The sequence below is a fragment of the Sphaerothrix gracilis Ecp01 genome, assembly GCF_030405905.1.
GTDB classification, from domain to species: Bacteria; Cyanobacteriota; Cyanobacteriia; order Phormidesmidales; family Phormidesmidaceae; genus Sphaerothrix; species Sphaerothrix gracilis.
The window spans coordinates 42,177-60,330 of record NZ_JASATW010000022.1; the positions used below are offsets into that span (position 1 = coordinate 42,177).

At 51.9% G+C, this 18,154-nt stretch carries 21 protein-coding genes; 10 read left to right on the plus strand and 11 right to left on the minus strand.

Annotated elements, in window-relative coordinates:
- Positions 1 to 81 precede the first annotated feature (81 nt).
- The 3 genes from QJQ48_RS20870 (at position 82) to QJQ48_RS20880 (ending at position 5,970) form a co-directional block, all read left to right on the plus strand.
- On the plus strand, positions 82 to 603 hold the full coding sequence (locus tag QJQ48_RS20870; RefSeq protein WP_346293184.1) for a DUF421 domain-containing protein: 522 nt from the start codon (positions 82 to 84) through the stop codon (positions 601 to 603).
- Between the two features lie 907 nt (positions 604 to 1,510).
- On the plus strand, positions 1,511 to 1,804 hold the full coding sequence (locus QJQ48_RS20875) for a helix-turn-helix domain-containing protein (RefSeq protein ID WP_346293185.1): 294 nt from the start codon (positions 1,511 to 1,513) through the stop codon (positions 1,802 to 1,804).
- Between the two features lie 29 nt (positions 1,805 to 1,833).
- Complete coding sequence (locus tag QJQ48_RS20880) at positions 1,834 to 5,970, plus strand: GAF domain-containing protein (RefSeq protein ID WP_346293186.1); 4,137 nt, start codon at positions 1,834 to 1,836, stop codon at positions 5,968 to 5,970.
- Between the two features lie 194 nt (positions 5,971 to 6,164).
- Here QJQ48_RS20880 and QJQ48_RS20885 read toward each other — a convergent pair whose 3' ends face one another.
- From QJQ48_RS20885 to QJQ48_RS20900, 4 genes are all read right to left on the minus strand, one after another.
- Complete coding sequence (locus QJQ48_RS20885) at positions 6,165 to 6,677, minus strand: hypothetical protein (RefSeq protein ID WP_346293187.1); 513 nt, start codon at positions 6,675 to 6,677, stop codon at positions 6,165 to 6,167.
- A gap of 3 nt (positions 6,678 to 6,680) precedes the next feature.
- A complete protein-coding gene (locus QJQ48_RS20890) occupies positions 6,681 to 7,226 on the minus strand; it encodes a GNAT family N-acetyltransferase (RefSeq protein ID WP_346293188.1) in 546 nt (181 codons plus the stop codon).
- Between the two features lie 224 nt (positions 7,227 to 7,450).
- Positions 7,451 to 8,194, minus strand: coding sequence for a DDE-type integrase/transposase/recombinase (locus tag QJQ48_RS20895; protein ID WP_346293189.1), 744 nt, complete (start codon positions 8,192 to 8,194; stop codon positions 7,451 to 7,453).
- 370 nt (positions 8,195 to 8,564) lie between these two features.
- Entirely contained in the window at positions 8,565 to 8,984 is a 420-nt protein-coding gene (locus QJQ48_RS20900; protein ID WP_346293190.1) for a hypothetical protein, read from the minus strand.
- 416 nt (positions 8,985 to 9,400) lie between these two features.
- On the opposite strand from QJQ48_RS20900, the gene QJQ48_RS20905 reads away from it, so the two are divergent.
- Positions 9,401 to 9,976: a DUF305 domain-containing protein gene (locus QJQ48_RS20905; RefSeq protein ID WP_346293191.1), complete on the plus strand. Its 576-nt coding sequence runs from the start codon at positions 9,401 to 9,403 to the stop codon at positions 9,974 to 9,976.
- A 330-nt stretch (positions 9,977 to 10,306) separates the two neighbouring features.
- Here the strand turns inward: QJQ48_RS20905 and QJQ48_RS28395 are convergent, their stop codons facing one another.
- Both QJQ48_RS28395 and QJQ48_RS20910 read right to left on the minus strand, forming a co-directional pair.
- Positions 10,307 to 10,456 carry a hypothetical protein gene (locus QJQ48_RS28395; RefSeq protein ID WP_428843077.1) on the minus strand — a complete coding sequence of 50 codons (150 nt, stop codon included), beginning with the start codon at positions 10,454 to 10,456 and terminating at the stop codon, positions 10,307 to 10,309.
- Positions 10,457 to 10,483: 27 nt separating this feature from the next.
- A complete protein-coding gene (locus QJQ48_RS20910) occupies positions 10,484 to 10,759 on the minus strand; it encodes a thioredoxin family protein (RefSeq protein ID WP_346293192.1) in 276 nt (91 codons plus the stop codon).
- A 154-nt stretch (positions 10,760 to 10,913) separates the two neighbouring features.
- Here QJQ48_RS20910 and QJQ48_RS20915 point away from each other — a divergent pair, with 154 nt between their 5' ends.
- Positions 10,914 to 11,357 (plus strand): DUF6010 family protein, encoded by a 444-nt coding sequence (locus tag QJQ48_RS20915; protein WP_346293193.1) that lies wholly within the window; start codon positions 10,914 to 10,916, stop codon positions 11,355 to 11,357.
- A gap of 90 nt (positions 11,358 to 11,447) precedes the next feature.
- Here the strand turns inward: QJQ48_RS20915 and QJQ48_RS20920 are convergent, their stop codons facing one another.
- The 5 genes from QJQ48_RS20920 to crtB form a co-directional block, all read right to left on the minus strand.
- Positions 11,448 to 11,651, minus strand: a complete 204-nt coding sequence (locus tag QJQ48_RS20920; RefSeq protein WP_346293194.1) for a DUF3105 domain-containing protein — start codon at positions 11,649 to 11,651, stop codon at positions 11,448 to 11,450.
- Positions 11,627 to 11,851: a hypothetical protein gene (locus QJQ48_RS20925; protein WP_346293195.1), complete on the minus strand. Its 225-nt coding sequence runs from the start codon at positions 11,849 to 11,851 to the stop codon at positions 11,627 to 11,629. The genes QJQ48_RS20920 and QJQ48_RS20925 overlap by 25 nt, the downstream gene beginning before the upstream one ends.
- Before the next feature lie 187 nt (positions 11,852 to 12,038).
- Entirely contained in the window at positions 12,039 to 12,866 is an 828-nt protein-coding gene (gene lgt, locus QJQ48_RS20930; protein WP_346293196.1) for a prolipoprotein diacylglyceryl transferase, read from the minus strand.
- 14 nt (positions 12,867 to 12,880) lie between these two features.
- Positions 12,881 to 13,393: a DUF411 domain-containing protein gene (locus QJQ48_RS20935; RefSeq protein WP_346293197.1), complete on the minus strand. Its 513-nt coding sequence runs from the start codon at positions 13,391 to 13,393 to the stop codon at positions 12,881 to 12,883.
- 91 nt (positions 13,394 to 13,484) lie between these two features.
- Complete coding sequence (crtB, locus tag QJQ48_RS20940) at positions 13,485 to 14,393, minus strand: cyanoexosortase B (protein WP_346293198.1); 909 nt, start codon at positions 14,391 to 14,393, stop codon at positions 13,485 to 13,487.
- 154 nt (positions 14,394 to 14,547) lie between these two features.
- Between crtB and QJQ48_RS20945 the strand changes: the two genes are divergently transcribed.
- The 5 genes from QJQ48_RS20945 to QJQ48_RS20965 all read left to right on the plus strand — a co-directional run bounded on the left by QJQ48_RS20945 (position 14,548) and on the right by QJQ48_RS20965 (position 18,128).
- Positions 14,548 to 14,970: a heavy metal-responsive transcriptional regulator gene (locus QJQ48_RS20945; RefSeq protein WP_346293199.1), complete on the plus strand. Its 423-nt coding sequence runs from the start codon at positions 14,548 to 14,550 to the stop codon at positions 14,968 to 14,970.
- 69 nt (positions 14,971 to 15,039) lie between these two features.
- Entirely contained in the window at positions 15,040 to 15,333 is a 294-nt protein-coding gene (locus tag QJQ48_RS20950) for a hypothetical protein (protein WP_346293200.1), read from the plus strand.
- A complete protein-coding gene (locus QJQ48_RS20955; protein ID WP_346293201.1) occupies positions 15,327 to 15,590 on the plus strand; it encodes a TIGR03943 family putative permease subunit in 264 nt (87 codons plus the stop codon). Before QJQ48_RS20950 ends, QJQ48_RS20955 begins: the two co-directional genes overlap by 7 nt.
- Positions 15,591 to 15,835: 245 nt before the next feature.
- Positions 15,836 to 17,602 (plus strand): efflux RND transporter periplasmic adaptor subunit, encoded by a 1,767-nt coding sequence (locus QJQ48_RS20960; RefSeq protein ID WP_346293202.1) that lies wholly within the window; start codon positions 15,836 to 15,838, stop codon positions 17,600 to 17,602.
- A gap of 76 nt (positions 17,603 to 17,678) precedes the next feature.
- Positions 17,679 to 18,128 carry a FixH family protein gene (locus tag QJQ48_RS20965; RefSeq protein ID WP_346293203.1) on the plus strand — a complete coding sequence of 150 codons (450 nt, stop codon included), beginning with the start codon at positions 17,679 to 17,681 and terminating at the stop codon, positions 18,126 to 18,128.
- The last annotated feature ends 26 nt before the right edge of the window (positions 18,129 to 18,154 follow it).

Sequence of the window (18,154 nt, forward strand, 5' to 3'; positions counted from 1 at the left end):
TAGCTTTAAAAAACCGTCTGGCTTGCAGCAAGCCTTTCATATCGGGAAAAACGGAAAAAGTTTGGGGGAACGACCGTTGTAATGTTTGTAGCCGAGCCAATACTGGATGTAATCCTTCGGGGCCTGATTCTGACCGCACTTGCTATGTTTTGGGTCGTAGTACTTGTACGTGTCAATGGACTCAGGTCGTTTTCTAAAATGACCAATTTTGACTTTGTAATGACGGTGGCAGTAGGATCTCTGCTTGCCGGAGCGAGCCAATCTACAAGCTGGAAGGCTTTTGTACAATCACTTGCAGCTATGGCCTCGCTCTTTATTGTGCAATATGTAACTGCTCGCCTTCGTAAGGCATCAGATAAGTTTGAAGCCTTAATACAAAATACGCCGGTAGTACTGATGCGTGACGGCAAAATACTTGACGAGGCACTTATCAAGACTCGTGTTGGAAGAAGCGACCTAATTGCCAAGCTCCGTGAGGCGAACGTCCTTGAGTTATCTGAAGTACGTGCCGTCATCTTAGAAACGACAGGGGACATATCAGTACTTCATGGTGACAAGTGTTCGGAGGAATTGCTTCAGGGAACGAAGCGCATCAATTATTAGGGATGAAGTCGTTCCCTGAAGGAAAAGGGTTTTGTGCTCCCAGAGAAGATAGGCTGATATTTTCAAAGTGAACAAAATTAAAACTTTGCATAGGCTCCATTATTGTGCTTACGTAGAAGTAAGTCACGGTTCTCTTTTTCTGTAAATCAGATGAGAGACACTGTTTATGTACCGTTACGAATTTATGCTAATCTGGCTGCTGGCCTTCATCACTGCGCTGCTTAACTTTGCTGCTGCATATATGAGCTATCAAGTGGCTAAAAAATAGGCAAATGGGAAAGCCCCTGGCAATATGCTGGGGGCTTCTTTCAATTCCTAAGAGTATTAGTCTGATTATAGCGCTTTTCCCAATTTACAGACTACGCTTGATTTCATCCAAGATTGCCCTACCCTGCTGATATTTTTCAGCTTTATAGCCCAGGACATCTTTGATGATTTTGGAATTCGACAGGCCGTTAGTTAGATGGTGCTGAACTACCAGAGTTAGGGCAGTTAAAACCTCTGAACTAACTAACGAACTAACCAGATTTTCGTCTAACTGATTCGCTGAACTGCTTGGTTGTGCGGTTGTCACTTAACAGGAAAAGTGAGATCTTCCCAACCTTAGATGATCATCTAAGGTTGCTATAAGGAAGAGAGATTTCATACCCTCACCTTCTTTTTGCGACAGAACCCTATTGGGGGCACAAAAATATTCAATACACAGTGCACTATACGGAATTAGCACCCAACTGTTTTAGCGACTTCTGGCAGAATTAGGAGAATGTGGCGTTGAGGACTCTGCAGCATAGAAATATCTCAATCCTTTATGCAGTCTAATGGATTGAGACGCTCCCTCTTTCTGCAGATAGATTTGTCAGTTTTAGCAGACGCTATAGAGTAAGCGAAAAAACTAGGACAATTTGCCATGCCATTAGATCTGGTTCCCAGTTTGCCAAGTACTGACCTGCCGCGATCGCAGCCTCAGGTGGGGGATTTCGTGCGCGAGTTGCGCCAGTTGATGGGCTATACCCAGGAGCAGTTTTCAACGTTGATAGGGGTGAGCTTTAGCACATTAAACCGTTGGGAAAAGGGACACATGCAGCCGTCACCGCTGGCCCTCAAGCAGATCGAGAGCGTTTTTGATGAGTTGAGTCAGGCGTCTAATTCGGCTCTGCAAGCGGGTCGAAAGGCACTCTTAGAAAAATATGTCAGTCACTAGTCATCTCCATCAGGAACGACTATTCCCCCATGTCAGAACACTCCGAACCCATTCAGCTAGGCGACATTCTCATTACGGATGAACTTGCTCGCCGTTCGCCACGTCAGCCCGATTGGCAAGCCGAAAATCAGGCCATGCGCTCGCTGGCCTGGCAGTTAGCCCAGGCTTCAGAGCAGATGCTGCAACGTCTGGTGGAGCTGGCTGTAGAACTGTGTGAGGCGGGCACTGCTGGGGTCAACCTGTCTGAAACTCAGCCCGATGGCAAGGTTGTCTTTCGCTGGGTGGCGATGGTGGGGCATCTGGCCTCCTACATGGGAGACTGCGTTCCCTATGAGTGTTACTCCTGTGGGATTTGTCTGGATCAGCGGGCGCCCCTGCTGTTTTCCCATCCAGAGCGCTACTTTACCGGGTTTCAGCAGGTCGGGGTACCGCTGGTCGAGAGTTTGGTGCTGCCTCTGATCGCAGAAGGTCAGACCCTCGGCACCATCTGGATTATGACCCACGACGCGCAGCGACAGTTTGACTCGGAAGATGTGCGGCTGATAACCGGGCTGGCGGACTTTGCCGCCGCCACCCTGCTCCGGCAGCAGCAACAGGCCAGAGAATTGTCTGTGGCAGGGACGGCGCTCCAGCAGGAGAGTGTGGAACGCAAGCTGGCCGAAGAACGGTCAATAGCCCTGATTGATAACTTACCGGGTGGCGCGGCGTTTGTGGTGGATCGCGACCTGCGCTACACCATGGCTGCTGGGGAAGCGCTGGCGATCGCCCACTTTCAACCCACAGATTTCATCGGACGCACCATTTTTGAGGTGATGCCGCCCGATCTTGCCGCTACCTATGAGCCTATGTACCGCATGGCCCTGGCGGGAGAACCGTTTGAGTGTGAGCATCAGGCCCATAACCGCTGGTACATCTCGCGAGGCACACCGCTGCGGACTGAACGGGGAAAAATTTATGGGGTGCTGGCCGTCTCCTATGACATTACTGACCGCAAACGTGCTGAAACCGCCTTACAGGCTAATGCTGAACAACAGTCATTCTTGCTGAAACTGAGCGATGCCCTCCGTCCGTTAGCCGACGCCGACGCAATTCACTATCAGGCGGCTTGCATTCTCGGTCAGCATTTAGGGGCCAATCGGGTGGGCTATGCCGAAGCCGACGACAACGATGAAACGATCGTCGTCACGCGCCATTACACCCAGGGTGTCCCGGGCATTGAGGGGCGCTATCGTTACGATGATTATGGTGCGGAGTTACTACAAGAATTTGAGGATGGTCGGATGGTTATCCGCGACGATATCGCCAATGACCCATCCCTCAGTGATGCGGAAAAAACGGCCCATGCCGTATTGCAGCTAGGGGCTACGGTGAATGTGCCGCTGCTCAAGGCAGGGCGACTGGTGGCGGTACTGTTTGTACACTTTCAGGCGGCCCATCAGTGGTTGGATAGCGAGCTACAGCTGATTGCCGAAGTTGCCGAGCGGATTTGGGATGCGGTCAGGCGGGCCCGTGCCGAAGCGGCCCTGCGCCTATCAGAAGAAAAATATCGGGGCTTGTTTGATTCGATCGATGTCGGTTTCTGCATTATCGAGGTACTTTTCGATCCACAGGAAAAGCCGTTTGATTATCGCTTTCTCGAAGCAAATCCGGCTTTTATTGGGCAGACCGGACTCACCCACGCCATTGGCAAAACCATACTCAAACTCGTGCCTGCCCACGAAACTTTTTGGTTCGATGTTTATGGCAAAATCGCCCTGACTGGCAAATCCATGCGGTTTGAACACCAGGCCGCAGCGTTGCCCTCTCATCCCTGGTATGAAGTCTATGCGTTTCGCATAGGTGAACCCGAAGCCAGGCAGGTCGCCGTTTTGTTCAGAGATATTGCCGATCGCAAACGTTCGGAGGCCCAACTACGAGCGGCTGCCGAAGTGGATGCGTTTCGGGTCAAGCTGTCTGACGCGCTGCGATCTCTGTCTGACCCGATTGCGATTCAACGGGCAGCGTCGCGCATTGTGGGTGAGCACTTAGAGGCTGACCGCGTGTTTTACACCATCACGTTGCCGGATGATGTAACGACCGTGATCCACGACAACTACGTGCGCGAGGGAGTACCTAAAGTGCTAGGCAGCGTTCGCGTCACGGATGTTGGCAACGTCGCCGAGCAATTGAGAAACGGGGAAACCGTTGTTCTGACCGATGTGACGACAGGCGAACTTACCGAAGCGGAAAAAGCGGCCTATGCCCAAATTGACGTGGTGGCCGCCATCGCCGTCCCCCTCGTTAAAGGAAATCGCTGGGTCGCTACCCTCGTCATCCATTCCAGAACCCTGCGCCAGTGGACGATAGCAGAAGTTGCTCTGGTGCAGGAAACCGCCGAACGCACTTGGGCCGCCGTGGAACGGGCCAATGCCGAAGCCACCACTGCCGCCGACCTGCGAGATACCCAACGGTTGCGGGAACTGAGCGCCCGCCTTACCTCGGAAGAGGATACTCAGGTGCTCTATAACGAAATCATGGCCGCCGCGATCGCCCTGACCCGAGCGGATGCCGGAACGGTACAAATTCTAGATGAAGCAACCCAAGACTTGCTGTTGCTGGCGACCCAGGGCTTTGAGCGCAATATGACCGACTATTTCTACCGCGTCAATGCCAGTTCTAACACGCCCTGCGGCATTGCCCTGGCGAGGGGGGAGCGCACCTTTGTCGATTTCGACGTGCCTGAAAGCGAAGACCCTGACGGTTCCTACCGCATGCACATTGAGGCGGGCTTGCGCTCAGCCCAGTCCACCCCGCTGATTACCCGTTCGGGTCGCCCCATCGGCATGGTGTCCACCCACTGGCAGCAACACCATCGCCCCAGCGAACGAGAACTGCGGTTCCTTGATCTGCTTGCCCGCCAAGCCGCCGACCTGATCGAACAGCGTCAGACCGAACAGGAACGCCGGGAATTGCTCCAGCGAGAACAGGCTGCCCGCGCCGAGGCTGAACAGGCCAACCGCGTCAAAGACGAATTCCTGGCGATTCTGTCCCACGAGCTGAGATCGCCTCTCAGCCCTATCCTCGGCTGGGCCTCCATACTCCAGTCCAGACCCTTTAATGAAGCCACCACAAAGCGCGCCCTCGCCACCATCGAGCGCAATGCCAAGCTCCAAACCCAGCTCATCGACGACCTGCTCGATGTCAATCGTATTCTGCGGGGCAAGCTCAGTCTGGCCGAAACCGCCGTCAACTTGGTCACGGTGATTGAAGCCGCCCTAGAAGTCGTCAAAACCGCCGCCCAAGCCAAGTCAATCGCCCTCCATTTCAACAGTGCCGAGGCGTGCCTAGTCTGGGGCGATGAAGGCCGCCTGCAACAGGTCGTCTGGAACCTGTTCTCGAATGCCATCAAATTTACCCCCGAGGGTGGACGAGTAGACGTGCGGCTGGACTGCGTAGGTGATAGGGTGAATGAGCGAGTCGGCGAGGGTTCATCCCCCCGTCTCTCCATCTCTCCATTGCCCCATCCCGCCTACGCTCAAATCACCGTCACTGACACTGGCCAAGGCATTAGCCCCAACTTTATCCCCCATTTGTTCGAATCCTTCCGGCAGGAAGATGCTTCTACCACACGCCAATCTGGCGGGTTGGGCCTAGGGCTAGCCATCGTCAAATATCTGGTGGATGCCCATGGCGGCAAGATTGCAGCCAATAGCCCTGGTGTCGGGCAAGGGGCCACGTTTACCGTACAAATTCCGCTACTCCAGGAGGCTAGTACGCCGCTAACCGCCCCTGCATCCACAGAGGTTGACCTGACGGGACTCAAAGTTTTGGCCGTGGATGACAGTGAAGACACCCGCGACTTGCTGGCAATGGTTCTGGATGCCTACGGCGCAGAGACTCACGTTGCCGCCTCCGGAGCCGAAGTCCTGGCAAATTTAGCGACTTTCACCCCCGATGTTCTCATCTGCGATATCGGTATGCCCGACATGGATGGCTACGCCCTCCTCCAGCAAATTCGAGCCTTACCCAATACTAAAGGAGGAAGTATCCCGGCAATCGCCGTCACCGCCTTCGCCCGCGAAGAAGACCGCCAACGGGCCTTAGCACAAGGATTTCAACACCATGTTGCCAAACCCATCGAGCCCCAGGATCTGGTGAGTGCGATCGCTCAACTAGCTATAAAGTAACCAATGAAGATAGTAGAAGACTTGATAGGACAACCAAGAACAATTCAAAATTCAAAATGCAAAATTCAAAAAAGTTCTTTCATTGGGCATTGCTCATTCAGAATGTTGCATTCAGAATTTTGTATTTAGAATTGTTTAGTTGCCCTAACGGAAGAAGAACAGCCGCCTGCGGGAGAGAAGGCCATCAGTGCTGTTTAATCGACACTTTCTAGTGTAACTAGGTCGTGCTCAAGCACTTGAGCATAGATTCGATCTCTAGCACTGGCGGCGATCGCCTGCCAATCCTCTTTGGAGAGCACCTTGCCAAAGACGGCACGAATCTGGTTATGAACTGCTTCAGTCATTTCCCATTCTCCTTGGGGTTTTGAGAGCTTCATTTCCAGCAAAGTCAGCAAAGTCTTCTGAATTTCAGGATCAGGCTGATGGAGTCGCTCCAGAATGAGTGCCTGTCCTTTTGCTTCAGCCGTCTCTGCCCCAACGCCTAAGTCCCACTCGGTTACAAGTTGCTTCCACGCTTGAATCACCATCGCCCGCAACTGAGCAAAATGACTGTAGCCTTCAGGATTTTCCATGACGGCTCCTAGATGAGTCCCCCAACCATAGCCAGCTAGCGCATCACAACTGACCGATTCTTCGTGCCTGACGGCTGCCTCAAACCAGACCTCATCTTCGAGCAAATCCATAAAATTGAAACCATCTTGGGCCATGTCTCACCTCTGGAAGCGACCGTACTCAAAGTATGTCAAATTTTCCTGCTCAGGATCGGGGCCGTAGTCGGCCATATTTTGATTATCGTAGAAGCTTTCAGCTCCGGGTAAAGCGTGTAGTCCGATTCGTCCTTCATAGCCTAGTTCTAAACTTCGTTGCCGGGCGAAGAGAAGCAAAGTGGTGCCAACACCTCGAAGTTCAGGACGTGGCTGAATGATTTTACGATTCCAGGGAGCCGATGCCAGCGCTTGAACATAAACGATGGGGTGACGGCGATCAATCTGAGAGCGATGCCACTGAGTTTCAATAGCCATTAAGCCCTGGGTCATGCCTTCGTATTCAATTGCGTAGCCCTCAAAGTTATCTGAGGAAAGAGAAATCCGCTTTTTAACCACCCAGTCCCAAAATTTGTCCTCTGCCCCAGCTTGTTGCAGCATAGGATGCCAGTGCGCCTCAAAGTCTTCGAGATGCTTCTGAGCTAATTCAACCAGCCGAGTTTCGATTCGCTGATTGTCTCGCCCTCGTGCCAGTAATACTCTTTGCTGCACTGTTAGAGGTTTCTGCCAAGACGACCCATTAAATCATACAGGTGTACTAGCATTTATAGGATTCTAAGTCGCTCTGAGCTGCGCAGGCATGAAAGAAAGGGGGCTTGAGGGTATCAATTTTGTGTTCGAGTTCAGCGAGTTGCAATCGAAGCTAAGTGTCAGAATTGAGTACTGTATCTGCGAAAGAAGAGATCGCTGACCTATCGATCATTTCATTCTTATCCTTACGCGACCTTGATCATGCCTCTGAGTTCACTCATCCGAGCTTTGAGCTGACTCCTACGCTCGGGTAAAGACACGTATTCTGCCATCGCCTGACGCACCCGCAAAAATTGATTTAATTCCTCCACCGCTTCGCAGAAATAACCCGCTGTCTCCACGTTGCTAAAGCCCATTGTCGGGTAGTACCGCTGCTTCAGTTTCCGATGACTTTGTTCAACCGGATTGTTGACCGATTTGAACACCTCATGCTGAACCGATTTGCCCAATACTTCTGAAATAGCGCGCGGATAGCTGCTATGACCGTCGGTCACAACGCGCTCGGGCGGTTCTGGCATCAATTCTGAGACCTGCTCGAAAAAGGCTTTGGCCGCTTCCGTATCACGATGTTCGCTCAGCCGCACATTGAGCAGATTGCCGTATTCATCAATATCACGATGTTCGCTCAGCTGCACATTGAGCAGATTGCCGTATTCATCAATGCCGCGATAGAGATAGCACCATTTACCCTGGATTCTGACGTAGGTCTCGTCCACGTACCAGATCCGACCGAAAGTCTGCTGACGTTTGTTGCGAATATGCTCCGCGAATTCTGCGGCAAAGCGCTCGCTCCAATGACGTACCGTTTCATGAGTAAAGTGAAAGCCGCGCAGCCAGAAGAGTTCAGCCACATCGCGATAGCTCAGCTTGAAGCATATGCGACGATAAAGCACCTGGAAGACAATATTGGTCGGGATCTTAATAGGCAAGAGTGCGAAATATAAAAACTCTGTCTATTTAGATGTGCGTGTTCTTTTATTAGGTGTTTGCAGCCACATAACTACGCCTGTAATAAGAAGAGTTAGAAGACCTAGGGCATTCAGAAAGGGATAAATAAAATCAAGATCAATCTGCCCAAACTTGCCTCGATGTAGCTCCAAAAGCCAGAGAAAATCGTTGGTGCGATCGCTAGCCACTCCAAACTGAAACAGAACTCCCGTAGCTAACGTCAGCAACAATGGCAACGTCATGATTGGCACTAATACTCTATGGAGTTGTCGTAGATGAAGCTGGTTGAATTTTCTTTTCATCGCTCAGGTGAGCCTGAACGCTTCTGTATGAAAACCTTTGGAAACACCATTAGGATTGCAGTTTCTTTTTTAGAGACAGCAGCAGGAATGGGCCAGCAATGATGAATCCTAATAGAGCTTCTCCCAAACCAACTGAGAATTCTTCTGTAACATTAGCCCGGGAAACCGCTACTGGAGATCCTTGAGTTGCTGGCGATACTTCAATAGTCGTCTCATCGGCTTTCATCGGTATATCAGTGGTAGGCATGACCCCCCCTTCAGCATTGGAGGATTCGGGCATTTCTTTACTCGCTGCCGTTTCAGGGGTAGGTGTGTGGTGCTCACTTGCTGTTACAGGAGAGGTGGCTTCGGCGTCTTCCCCGTGGGAACCGCCGTGGGCTAATGCCGCAGCGGTGAGGGTGAGTGGCGCTTTAGTAGCAATAGCACTGCCACCAATAATCTTCCAGTAGCTGCGTTGCCAGCGAGTCATCAGTCTACTCCTCTTTATCTCCTGATTTCCTGTATATAGGTAATGCTTTGACAAGGCTAGGACTTAGCCATCAGCACCTAGAAATAATGAACGATTGAGCATTATGTAGCAACAAGCCACACCGGAATTCCACCCAGGCAAGCCGTCGGTTGCAGTTTTGCCTCTAACGATGAAATGAGGATGAAATCAGCTCAGTTATCATTTCACCCTGATTTCACTTTTTAGGTTCATAATGAGCATCAGCCGTTATTCGAGTGAGTTAGCGCTTCAATGCTTCACCCGATGACGGTTATTCACTGCTTGATTATAAAAGGATGTAGACCGATATGCGCCTGCAACGAACGTTTTCTTCGTGGGTGTTGGTCGGGAGTTTACTCTCAGCGCCGGCGATTTTGGCTGGATGTAGTCCCTCCCAGATGACTTCCCAAGGTTCCGAGACTCGTACCATGCCGATGGGCGATCCCCCTATGGCTGACCATGCAATGACGATGGATTTGGGGCCGAAGGATGCTGAATTTGATTTGCGCTTTCTTGATGGCATGATTTTGCACCACCAGGGAGCGATCGCGATGGCCGAAGCAGTACTGCAAAATTCCCAACGATCCGAGATGAAGCAGCTAGCGGAGGCAGTGACTGTGGCGCAGCAGGGAGAAATTGACCAGATGCAGCAGTGGCGGCAAGCCTGGTATCCTGAGGCGGGGACAGAACTGGTGATGTATGATGCCCAGATGGGGCACACGATGGCGATGACGCCGGAGATGCAAACCACCATGATGATGGACGGAAACTTAGGCACGGCCGATGCTGAGTTCGACCTGCGCTTTATCAATGCCATGATTCCGCACCATGAAGGGGCACTGGCAATGGCAGAGCAGGTATTGGAGAAGAGCGATCGCCCCGAACTGCGCCAGGTCGCCCAAAAAATTCTTGATACTCAACAAGCTGAAATCAACCAGATGCAACAGTGGCGGCAGACGTGGTACGACAAGTAGTCTTGTTCACTAATCATTGAGCACTACTGATGCTGTGGCTACCTGTGTGTTTGCGGCGTTCCCAGAGATTGGAGATAGGCACGAATATTTTCTAAACAGCAACTTTCCTGGGGGTATTGGCCTTACATCCGCAGCGCCCTGCTTTAATATGTACCTTAATCTGGGCAAGAGGATTTCCCTCTTGCCCTAGCTGTACGGCCCAAAACAGTAGTAAACGGGCACTGTTTTACTGAGGTTTTTCTGATAAATAGGCTGTTTTAGGTGCTTTTGCATAAAACACTGGTTCACAGCGGAAAAATAGACGACCGAGCATTCCGGTTGGGAGCAAAACTAGTAGTCTTGCTGGGCATCAAGGTCTGCCAGAGACTCAGGGGTCAGTAGGCTTTTTAGCGTGATGAGTTTTATCGGCTTTCCCTGACTGCCGTCTTGAGGACAAGTACCCAGTGGAGATCCAGTTTCAGCGTTGCAGCAGCTATCCATAGAGGCTGAGGAGTGTTGTTAGGTTTTCTAGCCTTGCCCAACACCGGCTGCCAGCAGGGACTCTCGAGAAATGGGCTGTTGAGTCTGGCAGCATTCGGCTAGTGTCCCATTGACTACGACTGCAGGTACCCGATGAATTCCATATTTGGAAAGTTTTTCCTGACCTTCTTCGGTAATGTGATTTACCCGCAAATCCCAAACCTGAACGTTGCAACTATCGCAGGCCAGTTCTCTGACCAATTTGACCGTCTGATCACACAGTGGGCAGCCAGCAGTAAATACTTCAACGATTCGCTTAGTCATAGTGATTTACCTCTTCAATCCATGCCACTAGCCTAAACCCTATAGCTAACTGCACTGTCAACCTTTAGATATGCTAATGACCCAAGATGAAGAGTTGACCTACAAATTACTAGAGGGTTTAGCGTGTATCTGGAGATATTAGGAGGGTGACTCCATGTATCGTTTTCAAGATTCGTCAGACGGCTATGTAGGCCAAGAGAAGCGTGGAGGGCTGTCTTTTGGGCTGGGGATTCTTCTGGCGATCGCAGCCGGTATTCTCCTCCATTGGGTACCGTCTCAACCGAGATTGGATGTGTATGCCGTGGCGCTAGCGGCAATTGGAGCGGTCTATGTCGGGTCAGCGCTGGCGGAAAAATGGGGACGAATCATTTTTCTGGAAGCAGCGATCGCAACCACCTGCATCGCACTAGCTCTCATTGGTCTCTGGGTATCCCCCTTGGCACTAATCGCAGGCTACATTCTGCACGGGATTTGGGATTTCTTTCACCATCCCGTTCACGTTGGTGCGCAGATTCCCCAGCGGTGGTATCCGCCGTTGTGTGTCGGGTTTGACTGGGCAATCGCACTAGTCATCACCCTCCAATACAGTTTGGGGTAGGCCGACTGATGATTACCGCACCAGATTTTCTGGCCCCCGTCCCTTATATTCATCGATAAAGGTAGCAGCAGCCTGAGGATCAAATTCCGGCTATACCAGCTTTTTCGTCCAGGCGATGAGGACGATTTCTGCGACCAAACCTGCTTTGGTCGCCACAACGATCCCTTCCCAAGGGCCAGAGAACTGATCCGCCCAGCTCTCTAAAGCTTTCATGGTTTCTGCCTCGGGCTGGTCGTAATAGATAACGATGTTGCCATGCTCCAGCGAATTCACAAGTTGTTCTGGACGCTGCACGTCGGTATAAACTCCTGGCATGACTGGAGTCGGGTCGTGGGGCCAGAGGTAGGAAACTCGCCGTCGTAGTTGACCGATTGTCCTGGAGCAACGTGAGTTCGCCCTTGATCGCTGAAGGTTTCCACCGCAGCGAGGGCAGCGGTGCCTGCTTCAGTATTCGGTTCAAAGGCAACCCGCTCAGCTCGATTCCGAAATGCCAAGAATGGGATAACGGTGGCTGTCAGTGCAGTAATGCCAATCGGACCGAAGATAATAGGCCAGACGTTGAATCGCTAGGTTGTGCGGCGTCGAGATTTACGGTGAGAATTTGTTTGTTCAACTATAGATTGGACGAGGGCGACAGTTTCAAAGAGTTGTCAAAGTTGACGTGAGTCAAGCGTTTGAGCCTTAAGTTGTACCAGGGCGATGCCGAAGATAGAGTCCAATGGCGGCACCGATAACCGCGATCGCAGACAAGATGTGTACCACGTTGAACGGCGTACCAGGAAAGAACCACGAATCTGTCCGCAGAAACTCAATAAAAAAGCGACCGAATGGATACCAGATTAAATATAGCAGGGCCATATCCCCCTCCTTTAACTCTTTCTGAAACCGACGCGAAATCCAAAACAGGATGGCAAATCCGAGAAAATTCCAGAGCGATTCATATAGGAAAAGAGGATGAAACCGCGAACTTCCGGGATAGGCACTTAAATCGTTATAGGGCGGAATCCGATGTTGTGGATCAATACGTAAGCCCCAGGGTAGTGTCGTCTGTGGCCCATAGAGCTCCTGGTTGATGAAGTTACCCCAACGTCCAATCGCCTGAGCTAGGGGTAATCCCAGGGCGATCGCATCTAGGTAAGGTAGTGGGTTCAGCTTCCGGATGCGGGTGAACAGCCAAAGTGCGATGCCACCCGCAATGAAGCCGCCAAAAATATGAATACCGCCGCCCCAGATCTTGAGAATTTCGCCCGGGTTCTGCAGGTAGTAACCAAGGCCAGATTCCCCCCGTGGCGACTGAATAAACACATAGTAAAGTCGTGCTCCTAAAAAGCCTGGAATTAGAATCCAGAAGAGCGTGTCCCAAAGGTTGTCAGGGTCTTCGCCTTTGCGGGCCACTTCACGACTGGCTACCAGAGCCGCTGCCAGAATAGCCGTCAGCATCAGCACCCCATACCACCGTAGGACAAGGGGGCCGATGTGAAAGATGATGGGATCGACAGGGGGGTACATAAGGTCTCGTCAGTCTAAGAATGCTCTGCAAAGGCGGCAGTCTCCCCGGACTTGGTGAAGGAGAAGACGGTGTAGGGTTCAACGTAATCGCCTGATTCCATCCCAGGCGAGCCGATGGGCATTCCGGGAACGGCGATACCCGCAACGTCCGGTTTTTCAGCTAGCAACCGCTGCACATCTTCAGCCGGAATGTGACCTTCCACCACGTAGCCGTCCACAATCGTGGTGTGGCAAGAAGCCAGATTGGCAGGGACGCCATACTGCTCTTTGATCGCCGTCATATCTTCCGTCATGTTGTCTTTGACGGTAAAGCCAGCAGCTTCCATGTGCTCAATCCATTGGCCGCAACAGCCACAGGTGGGACTCCGAAAGACCGTGAGTTCTTGGTTAAATGCGACTTGCTCAGCCCTAGTCGGCTGAGTGGAAGATGCACCGTCGTTCGTGACCAAACTACAACCTGCAAAGGTGAGGCTGCCCACCATAAAACCGACGACTAAAAAACGGGGTGCTGCTAATTGACTGCTCATAAATCCTTCTTTAACTTGTTTGGTATAACAGCTTAGCGCTTGGGCGAGGACACAACTGCTGCCAGCACCCTGATAACGACTCATAGTTGAGTCAGAAAAAATTGTCTTGCTCTGTGCTACCTGCTGGAGAGAGCGTCAGCGAATTGGCCACTCGGTCAATCCCGTTCATCAGTAGAACCACGCTGAGTAGTAGCAGTGCTGAAAACACATCTCCCCCCCAACTCACATGAAGCCACTCAAACCAGTCAGTGCGTCCGGTGCCGTGAAAGAACGTTAGCAGAGTGTTGCGAACGATGTTGCCTACCACGCTGATGAGTGCCGCTCCCGCTAGTAGCGAAAGGGTTTTCGATCGAGACTGTAGGTTGCCCGTCCAATGGAGTATCATCAAAGCTACGTACAGGCTGGTCATCAGCATCTTCAGCCCAGCGCAGTAGGGAGCCACTTCAACAATGCGCTCATTCACCAGAATGTAGATCTGATTAACACTGACATCCATACTGATTTGCGTCAACAGAAAGGCCGCGATCGTGGCATTCAGGCGCTGTAATGGCATCAAGTAGGGCGCAATGATGTAGGGCAACTCAGTCGGTGTTGCCAGCAAAACAAACAGCAAAGGCCATCTCATCAGCCGCAAGCCGCTCAATCCCTTCAGAATGAGAACCACTGCACCCAGCATGAGGGGGAAAGACAGATTGATCAGATTCTGCACTGTGCTGAGATAGAACGTGGCCGCTAAGGCCAATAGCGATATTCCCCAAAAGCTGCCGTTGCTGAGCAAATTACGCCATTGATGTCTGGATTGCCAAGCGATCCAGGCGGCATACGGAAACCCGATGAGCGCGTAGGAAAAATATTCATGCTCAATGCTGATTGATTTATTCAGCCAACCATCAATCCAGTACCAAATGAGAGGCACATAGAGTATCGCCAATAGCAAGGCGATCGCTGCCTCTATCGAGTGATGTTTGATGGTATAAAAAAACTTTAGACTCGAATGCATTGAGAGTGGCACAAGTGCTTCAACCAAGCACCATGACAGACAATAATGAAATAGGAGTGAAAAAACGTCATTTCTATTTGCTCTTCCCTCTTGACTCTAAAGCTGACTAAAAGGTTTAGGCTTGAGTAGAAGAAAGTACGACTCGGAGAACCTGATGGCCATCATTACCGGATTAAAAATTGGGGAAGTGTCAAAGCAAACCGGCGTTGCCGTAGGTGCATTGCGCTACTACGAAAGTCTGGGGCTGATCCAATCAGAGCGCGGTGAAAACAGCTATCGCTATTATGCGCCGGAAACCGGGCAGCAGGTGCAGTTCATCAAAAAGGCTCAGACCCTGGGCTTTTCTCTGGAAGGTATCGGCGAAGTGCTGACCGTGCATCATCGGGGCGATGTGCCCTGCGAATTTGTGCAGTCGCTGCTGCAAGACAAGATTAGGCAGCTTGAGGCTCAAATTCAAGAGATGGTGGCGTTTAAGTCTGCACTGGAGCAGTATCGCGATAGTTGGGCCGCTGACCAACCTCATCCACAACCAGGCGATATTTGTCCCCTCATCGAATCAGTTGAAGTCACAGTGTAGCTGCTTCATTTCATCGCTGTTTCACATTTTTTGAGTAGATTACAGCTTTGATTGAATCGGATTGACTGCGTGAATTTGGCTATCCTCAGACGCTATCGTTTTCCCTTCAAGCCTGCCTATTGGCACATTCTGGCGTTGTCTGTCTGGGGCATTTTGTTTCTCTACTATCGGGCGACGGATCAGTTGAGGCTGCTGATTCATCCTCGCTACTACTGGGTAGTGGTGTTGGCGGGAGTGGTGTTGCTAGAGCTGGCGATCGCTAAAACCTTTGTGACGGTGACGAACACAGCCCCGCCTTCTGGAGGCCAACACATTAAGACCTTATTCGGCAACATGCTGCCCTTCAGGAGGGTTACATGGTAGTGGGATTGCCAACCCAACCTCAGGTGCAACGGTTTACGGGAGGTGCCTGTCCCGAAGACCGCACGCTGAGTGATTGGGCAAGACCCCTGGCAGTTTATCCTGAACCTGATTCCTATGCGAGTAATAAGGTCAACGTTTCTGGCTTTGTGGTGCATCCGCCAGAGCTTCCCGACAACATTTTCATGATTACCCGCTTTATGATCCGTCACTGCCTCCTGGATGCGGCACCTGTGGGATTGCCCGTGATATTGGAGTAGCGTCGTAGCGAATACCCTCAGGATAGTTGGCTTGCGATTGAAGGGGTGATGGAAACGCTGGAAGTGGATAGTGCTCGGCGAGTTGCGATTACACCCGCTGCCCTCACGCCGATTCCGGAACCCGAAGCCCCCTATGAGTACTGACCAGCCGCTATCTCTATTGGTGAATCTGGGAGCGATTTCATCCTGGTTTCATAATTGGCTGATAGTTTTGCAGAGTCAATCTTTTACGATTCCATACGCCGATGTCTTTGGAACCACCCTCATCTCAAACCGATAGTCACGATTCCAGCATAGACGCTTCGGAAATTAGCTCTGAAGTGTTGTCTTTCCAGGACTCATCGCTGGAGCCGACAGGAGATGCAACCTCACGACCGGCCCATCGTCAGTATGGTCGAGCGTTGTTAGGGCTCGGGGTGTTTGCTCTTCTGAGTGGCGGTATTCTGCTGACCACTCAATTGATTAAACCATCTAATTCCATGGCGGGTATGGAAGGCCATGGTATGTCGGGCATGTCTCACGATGACATGATGCAGGTGGACGGGGCTTTTAACCCGGTGCCTGTCACCGTTGAAGTGGTTCAGGCCGGAACGTTTGAAGCAGGAGTCTCTTACACCGGCTCAATCATGCCCTACCAGGAAGCGGTGGTATATCCCCGTGTGGCGGGGCAGTTGACCAACTATTCTGTATATCCGGGCGATCGCGTCGAAGCAGGACAGGTCTTAGCCGACTTGATTGCCGATGAGCGCTCCACTGAGCTAGCGGAAGCCAATGCTGAGGCTGATGTAACGTTGACTTCCTTGCAGGTGAGCGAGGTGGAAATCGATGAGCAACGGCAGGAAATTGCTCGTCTTCAGGCAGAGCTGGACTACTTGAATCTTCAGAAAGATCGCTTTGCTAAGCTCACTGCTGAGGGCGCGACCTCTCAGCAAGAGTATGACGCTGTGGCTACCGATGCGGCCGCCAAGGAAGCCGCTCTATCAGAGGCAAGAGCCGGACTCACTCGACTACAAGCCCAGGTCGAGCGAGAACGAGCCAGGGTTGGACAGGCGGAAGCCAGAGTCAATACCGCCGCTGTAATGCAGGGCTACACTACGCTTCAGTCTCCTATTAGCGGCATTGTCCAAAGCCGAATGGTTGATCCGGGTGTTGTGGTGCAGCCGGGGATGGGCGTGCTGAAAGTTGGCGACTACTCGCGGGTACGGCTGCAGGCCAACGTGGCCCAAAAAGATGCAGGCTATATTCGAGTGGGCACCCCGATTCGCGCCCAGGTGCCGGGAGCTACAGACGAACCGCTGACCGGCAGTGTCACTAGCATCTTTCCTCAGACCAACAACGACACTCGTACCGTGGTGGTGGAAGCGCTGATCGATAATCCCCAGGGGCGCTTGCTGTCGGGCCAGTATTTGGAAATGACGCTGCTGACAAAGAGTCAGAGCAATACGTTATCGGTGCCTCAAGCAGCTTTGGTGGAGTACAACAGTGAGCCGTCCGTTTGGGTGATGGAGGGTACATCTGCCGAGCGACGGACGGTAGAAACCGGTATGGTGAACGGCGATCGCATCGCCATTACTAGTGGTCTCAACCCAGGCGATCAGGTCATTACCTCCGGTCACAGCCGCCTGACGCCGGGTGCGCAAGTTGCGGTGGTCGATGATGCGGGTATGCCTGTGCCGATGCTGGGCGATAGCAGTCAGGGGAGTGTCGAGGTAGCGATCGTCGAACCTGATCCAACCCAGGGGTTTAAGCCAGGAGCGGCAGAACTCATGCTAGAAGTGCGCGACCCCGACACTCAGGAAGCATTGCCTGTCAAGGATGTAGCCGTCGATGTCACGATGCCCATGCCCAACATGGCCCCGATGACCACGATGGTGCAGCTTGAATCGACGGGACAGCCGGGACAGTTCCAGGTCAAGACTCACTTCGGCATGGCCGGAGAGTGGCAGATCAAAGTTGAGGTCAACGACCCTGACTACCAAGGCCAATCCCTGATCACCGTGCCGGTTGAGTAGCGCTATGTATTACATGTAGTGCTACATAGCAAATTTTTGTGTGTATTCCCCAATCAATAATTCATTCGAGGATTCTATGAAAAAAGTTCTGTTTCTGATACTTCCACTCGTTTTCTTAACTGCAGCTTGTGGTAGCGCTAATCAAGCTGAACCTGAAGCGACCGCAGACACGACGGAAGCGCCAGCCACCGAAACTACTGAGGCTCCTGCGGCTGAAGGTGTGGCGATCGCTCTTGTTTCTCCTGAAGATGGCTCAGTGCCGATGGGGGATGCGGAGTTGGTCTTACAGGTCGCTGACTCTGCCACGAATGAGCCGGTTGAGGTCGAAGACTTACAGGTAGACCTCTCGATGGGAATGGATGGCATGGAACCCATGACTACGATGGCAGTTGTTGAACCAGGTGAAGAACCGGGTCAGTACAAGGTCATGACCAATCTGGGCATGCAAGGCATGTGGATGATGGAAGTGACATCCGCCGATGCTGCGATGCCTGGCGAAGCGACCTTCGAGCTCGACGTGAAATAGCTACCTGGGCAAACGGCTTGAGGGAC

What these genes read in the sequence shown, in the direction of transcription:
- QJQ48_RS20945 (WP_346293199.1), top strand. Translation starts at nt 14,548, where the DNA reads ATGGCCATCATTACCGGATTAAAAATTGGGGAAGTGTCAAAGCAAACC.
- QJQ48_RS20960 (WP_346293202.1), top strand. Translation starts at nt 15,836, where the DNA reads ATGTCTTTGGAACCACCCTCATCTCAAACCGATAGTCACGATTCCAGC.
- QJQ48_RS20905 (WP_346293191.1), top strand. Translation starts at nt 9,401, where the DNA reads ATGACTTCCCAAGGTTCCGAGACTCGTACCATGCCGATGGGCGATCCC.
- QJQ48_RS20965 (WP_346293203.1), top strand. Translation starts at nt 17,679, where the DNA reads ATGAAAAAAGTTCTGTTTCTGATACTTCCACTCGTTTTCTTAACTGCA.
- QJQ48_RS20935 (WP_346293197.1), bottom strand. Translation starts at nt 13,393, where the DNA reads ATGAGCAGTCAATTAGCAGCACCCCGTTTTTTAGTCGTCGGTTTTATG.
- QJQ48_RS20915 (WP_346293193.1), top strand. Translation starts at nt 10,914, where the DNA reads ATGTATCGTTTTCAAGATTCGTCAGACGGCTATGTAGGCCAAGAGAAG.
- QJQ48_RS28395 (WP_428843077.1), bottom strand. Translation starts at nt 10,456, where the DNA reads ATGGATAGCTGCTGCAACGCTGAAACTGGATCTCCACTGGGTACTTGT.
- QJQ48_RS20875 (WP_346293185.1), top strand. Translation starts at nt 1,511, where the DNA reads ATGCCATTAGATCTGGTTCCCAGTTTGCCAAGTACTGACCTGCCGCGA.
- crtB (WP_346293198.1), bottom strand. Translation starts at nt 14,393, where the DNA reads ATGCATTCGAGTCTAAAGTTTTTTTATACCATCAAACATCACTCGATA.
- QJQ48_RS20900 (WP_346293190.1), bottom strand. Translation starts at nt 8,984, where the DNA reads ATGACTCGCTGGCAACGCAGCTACTGGAAGATTATTGGTGGCAGTGCT.
- QJQ48_RS20885 (WP_346293187.1), bottom strand. Translation starts at nt 6,677, where the DNA reads ATGGCCCAAGATGGTTTCAATTTTATGGATTTGCTCGAAGATGAGGTC.
- QJQ48_RS20955 (WP_346293201.1), top strand. Translation starts at nt 15,327, where the DNA reads ATGGTAGTGGGATTGCCAACCCAACCTCAGGTGCAACGGTTTACGGGA.
- QJQ48_RS20910 (WP_346293192.1), bottom strand. Translation starts at nt 10,759, where the DNA reads ATGACTAAGCGAATCGTTGAAGTATTTACTGCTGGCTGCCCACTGTGT.
- lgt (WP_346293196.1), bottom strand. Translation starts at nt 12,866, where the DNA reads ATGTACCCCCCTGTCGATCCCATCATCTTTCACATCGGCCCCCTTGTC.
- QJQ48_RS20880 (WP_346293186.1), top strand. Translation starts at nt 1,834, where the DNA reads ATGTCAGAACACTCCGAACCCATTCAGCTAGGCGACATTCTCATTACG.
- QJQ48_RS20870 (WP_346293184.1), top strand. Translation starts at nt 82, where the DNA reads ATGTTTGTAGCCGAGCCAATACTGGATGTAATCCTTCGGGGCCTGATT.